The organism is Moorena sp. SIO3E8, from assembly GCF_010692445.1.
Taxonomy (GTDB): domain Bacteria; phylum Cyanobacteriota; class Cyanobacteriia; order Cyanobacteriales; family Coleofasciculaceae; genus Moorena; species Moorena bouillonii.
Genome location: NZ_JAAHHM010000346.1, coordinates 1 through 1,482, shown reverse-complemented (window position 1 = coordinate 1,482; position 1,482 = coordinate 1). Strand labels below are relative to the sequence as shown.

The window sequence follows — 1,482 nt, the reverse complement described above, 5'->3', positions numbered from 1 at the left end:
TGTGCGGCTCGTTCCAGTCAGGAGCCTTTAGAAAGTAAAGGGGTATGGACTGGGGGATTCGCGAGGAACTAACTCCTCAAAATCCTAACTGTCCATTTGATACAGGTGAAAGTCCTGTCCTTGAAGAGACAAGTGACTTCCTATCTGGCCACACCGAGGAGGAGGCAACCTACCAGAGTGAAGCTGGCAGCAGGGCGCAATCAGAGAGAAAGACAGATGTCTCACACTGGCGCTAAAGGAGAGACGACACGGGTAAATAATTCCTAGAAAAGTGTCTTAAAGACAAGCCATAATCTGTCAAAAACATATGGTCTTCATCCTCATATTCTCACAGCATTTCGTTTAGGATAGCTGTAATCTCCGAGAAGAGGGTAGGCAAAGTGGAATGCCCTAAATCGTCAGAACAATCGAATGGATGGAACGAGTAAAAACGATGGCAATTAGAGGTCTGGGGAAAGGTCGAATCCCCGGTAAGTTATGCCAAACTTAATCCCTCCCATCGGGTAGGATGACTCCAAAACTGGGGTCGGGTATTCAGAATATACAAATCAATGAAGAGCATAGTTAGACACATGACAAAACATAGTGAACTTTGGAGAGGACAAAAGTGGAAACATCTCCGCCGCAACCTTTTCCGCCTACAGAGACGAGTATATAAAGCGGTTCAAGCGGGCGACCTACGGAAAGCAAGGTCTCTACAAAAACTGATTTTGAAATCCCGTTCAGCACAGTTATTGGCCATCCGTCAAGTGACCCAACTAAATCAGGGTAAGAAAACCGCCGGAATAGACGGCAAAATAGCTCTAACCTACAAGGAAAGGTTTGGGGTACTTGAAAAGCTAGGCGACCGTGCGGAGAACTGGACGCACCAAGGGTTAAGGGAAATACCCATACCCAAGAAAAATGGGAGCACTAGAATGCTGAAAGTCCCCACGATATCTGACAGAGCATGGCAATGTCTGGCCAAATTTGCTCTAGAACCAGCACATGAAGCGACCTTTCACGCTCGGAGTTACGGGTTTAGGACTGGTCGTAGCGCACACGATGCCCAAACATACATATATGAGAACTTAAGTTCAAATAAGAAGGGTATCGATAAAAGAGTAATCGAACTAGATATAAAGAAATGCTTTGACAGGATATCACACCAATCCATAATGAAACGTATAATTGCTCCACAAGGACTAAAAACAGGAATATTCCGATGCTTAAAAGCAGGAATAAATCCAGAGTTCCCAGAGCAAGGTACGCCACAGGGAGGAGTAGTAAGCCCACTATTAGCAAACATTGCACTTGATGGAATAGAAGGAATACACCCATCAGTCCGTTATGCGGATGATATGATAATATTCCTAAAACCAAAAGACAAAGCTGAAAAAATACTGTCAAAAATCAAAGTATTCTTGGCAGGACGCGGGATGGAAATAAGCGTTGAAAAGACCAAGCTAACCAAAACGACAGACGGATTTGACTTCCTGGGCT

1 protein-coding gene is annotated in these 1,482 nt (G+C 44.6%); it reads left to right on the top strand.

Annotated features, from left to right (window positions below):
• Positions 1 to 572 precede the first annotated feature (572 nt).
• Positions 573 to 1,482 (top strand): reverse transcriptase domain-containing protein (locus tag F6K46_RS39680; RefSeq protein WP_293118192.1); only part of this gene is annotated, 910 nt, incomplete at its 3' end.